The organism is Neobacillus sp. C211, assembly GCF_051842875.1.
Lineage (GTDB): Bacteria > Bacillota > Bacilli > Bacillales > Cytobacillaceae > Neobacillus.
The window spans coordinates 1-3,173 of the sequence record NZ_JBPXRO010000077.1; the positions used below are offsets into that span (position 1 = coordinate 1).

At 33.4% G+C, this 3,173-nt stretch carries 4 protein-coding genes; all 4 read right to left on the minus strand.

Annotated features, from left to right (window positions below; translation table 11 throughout):
* Positions 1–456 precede the first annotated feature (456 nt).
* The 4 genes from ACSU6B_RS28925 to ACSU6B_RS28940 all read right to left on the minus strand — a co-directional run bounded on the left by ACSU6B_RS28925 (position 457) and on the right by ACSU6B_RS28940 (position 3,083).
* Complete coding sequence (locus ACSU6B_RS28925; protein WP_406581098.1) at positions 457–1,089, minus strand: type 1 glutamine amidotransferase family protein; 633 nt, start codon at positions 1,087–1,089, stop codon at positions 457–459.
* A gap of 74 nt (positions 1,090–1,163) precedes the next feature.
* Entirely contained in the window at positions 1,164–2,126 is a 963-nt protein-coding gene (locus ACSU6B_RS28930) for a helix-turn-helix transcriptional regulator (protein WP_410889916.1), read from the minus strand.
* A 23-nt stretch (positions 2,127–2,149) separates the two neighbouring features.
* Positions 2,150–2,437 carry a hypothetical protein gene (locus ACSU6B_RS28935; RefSeq protein ID WP_335414709.1) on the minus strand — a complete coding sequence of 96 codons (288 nt, stop codon included), beginning with the start codon at positions 2,435–2,437 and terminating at the stop codon, positions 2,150–2,152.
* A 430-nt stretch (positions 2,438–2,867) separates the two neighbouring features.
* Positions 2,868–3,083 (minus strand): DUF6366 family protein, encoded by a 216-nt coding sequence (locus tag ACSU6B_RS28940; protein WP_410889917.1) that lies wholly within the window; start codon positions 3,081–3,083, stop codon positions 2,868–2,870.
* Positions 3,084–3,173: the final 90 nt, after the last annotated feature.

Genomic DNA, 3,173 nt, shown 5'->3' on the forward strand with positions numbered 1-3,173 from the left:
TCCTGCTTACTTTAGTTGAAGATGAAATCGAGCAATCGTGAGAGCATTGGGATTCCAATATAACCTACCAAAATACCCACTAGTAACACCCAAAAATAACTCCATTTTAATAAACTTTTCATACCATTTCCCCTTTTGCTCGAATTAACGTTCTATAATTCTTATTCAACTAACCCGCTCCTTTAGTACAACAAGCAAAAAGACCGCCGCAGCGATCTTCATCTTCAACTCTAGCACCCATTAGTTTAAGTGTATTTGTTCACAAACTTCTTTCAGGAATGTTGCACGTATCTTCAATAAGGGGTAGCGTCAGGAAAATGCGGATTTACAACGATAAGGAAATTCCAAATTAAAAAGCCCAACTTCTCTGCAAAACAAAATAGAGAAAGTGAGCTTTTCAGTTACTTCATTATTTTTATTTGAACTAATATAAAACTGCTAAGTTGATTTTTTAGCTCAGCTATTTATTGAATTCATTAACTGGAAGTAGTATTCAGGTTTATGAGTCTTATTTAGGTTATACCAGGAATGTAATGTATCTGGTGCAAATACATCTAATTTTTTCAGTACTTCCATCGCAAATTCCAGAGGAGCTATTCCTGATGCAGTAACTAAATTCGCATCAGATACCGCAGATCCCACCTCATAGAACTTTTCTCCTTTATAGTTAGGACATACCATTTTAGTGTATTCTAAATTATTACTTGTATGCTTTCTAGTATCTAAGTATCCCATATTCGCAAGGGCCTCAGTTGCACCACAAATTGCAGCAACAATAGTGCCAAGCTTTAAAGCTTGGCCAATTCTTTCCAAGATAGGTTGATGAATTTCTTCACTCCAAGTAGTCCCTCCTGGTAAAATTAAAAGATCTTTACTCTCAAGAGTACATTCATCAAGGGAAATATCAGGTTTTATGCTCAGTCCTCCCATAGTAGTAATCATTTCTTTATTAGCTCCTACTGTAATTACTTTTAAAGCTGCTAAATCTTTTTTGAAATATCTTCCTGAGTTTAGTTCAGCAATTAAATATCCATATTCCCAGTCCGACATTGTATTAAATACATATAGAAAAACTTTTTTTGTTTGCATCCAATAACACTCCAATCACAATTGATATAGCTATTATAATACAACTTCCCTGACAGTTAACGTCAGGGAAGTTATCATACTTGATGAAATTTTATTAATTCCGACAGAACTTCAATAAGTCTTTTCTTAAGACTTATTGGCTCAATAACTTTAATAGATTTATTGTACGGTAAAAGTAAATAAGGTACATATGTATGTATCATATCTTTTTCAAGAAGAAAAACTGCTTGATTTGAAGTCCGTTCTTGTAAATAATGTCCTAAAAACCAATGTTGGCAAATATCAGCCAATACACTTTTATCCCCATTAATAACCAAAGAAATAATCCCTTCCTTATCTTCTATAGTGGGAAGAAGACTTTTTATAAAAAAGTCACGTGCTGAAAAATTTTCTGGCCGGTTAAACTTATTTTCGGTTAGCATTAGACTTTCAATTCGATCTACTCTAAAACTACGGATATCATTCCTAAGATGACAAAATCCAATCACATACCACTTATTATTCCAATAAATAATTCTGTACGGATCGACCAATCTATAATTTAATTGCTTTTCGCCACTTTTATGGTAAAGAATTTTTACTGAGTACCCGTCAGCAACGGCCTGCTCCAACTCATTCAAAAAAGGTTCCATAGAGCGTGAACTTAATCGACTTATTACTTCAAGACTAGTTAAATGTTGGTTTATCTTTGTTTCCTGCTCTTGATTTGAGTATTTACTTAGTTTTGAAATGGCCCTATTTAGTGCTTCACCTCCATAATATCCGGCTTCTTCTGCAAAAAAAACAGCGTGAAATAGTGAAGTTTGCTCCTCAAAATCAAAAAAAAGAGGAGCCTCAATAAAATTGTTCAATAAAGTGTATCCACCGTTATGTCCTGGTTCTGAAATTATAGGTACGCCACTTGTTGAAATTGTATCAATATAACGATACACAGTCCTTATATTCATCTCTAACTTTTCTGAAATTTGTTTTGCAGTAATTTTTTCACCTGAACGAAGCATCCATAGAATTGCTAACATATTGTCAATTTTAGGCATATAATTCCACCTCTATATGAAATTTATTTTCTAATATATATTTCCGATTTTTGGTATAACTCATCAACTGTTCCTTTCCGATAGCTTTCTATAAAAATAGGATCTCCAACTATATCATCTTGCCCGATAACGAACCAAGTTTCCTTCCAATCTCCGTTATTAGAGCCAACTAGTGATTGCTCTTCAATATCAACTCTGTAGCCTGATTGTTCATTCTCTAGTTGTGAATTTGCAAAGATGGTAAAACCATTGTATCCAATGGAAATCTCTCTTTTTATTAATAAGTCTAACAACTTATACAATTCATTCATAAGGTCCTCCTACACAGTTTGCACCTATCCAGAAAAGAAAAACTTCTTTAACTATCCTGCCCCGTTAGTGCAGCAAGAACAACTTTACAAATGTGTATAAATATTAGCTTATATACATTATCTTGAGAGTGGCGATTCATAATTATAATGCTGAAACATACATTAATTTATTTCTAGAAATAGTAAAAAAGAGGCTAACCTTAAAAATATACGTTTCAAATTGGAAAAAAGTGTCCCACTTTATCAAGCAAAAACTGTGTCATCTCTTTCAAGCGGTCACAGAAGTCCCAAGCCCTAATAAAACTGAAGTAATCATAATTAGTCCAACACCTCATTTTAGTGTTCCCTAAGATGATTTCTTATTCAACTCCCCGTTAGTCCTATAACAAAAGCCACCGAAATGCAGCTTGATCCTCAACATAAGCACCCGTTAGTGAAATAAGACAGAATATATTATAACCCCTAATATTAGTATAAGAATAAGTATTCCAGTACCTTTCCATCCCAAACTATTTACCAAATCTACAAGACTGCCATTGTTTGCCCTGTTAAAAGCATCATTCAGATTGCCCGTTGGATTACCTTTTAATTCTTGTTGTCTTAATCTCTCTCTTTTTTGTTCAGGTGTTTCTTTGTTTTCTTGCATTTAAACACCCCCAATAAATTAAATAACCATTCTTTATTTATATATTTTACCACAAATAACCATTATCCTTGTTGAACTATTCTGCTTCTT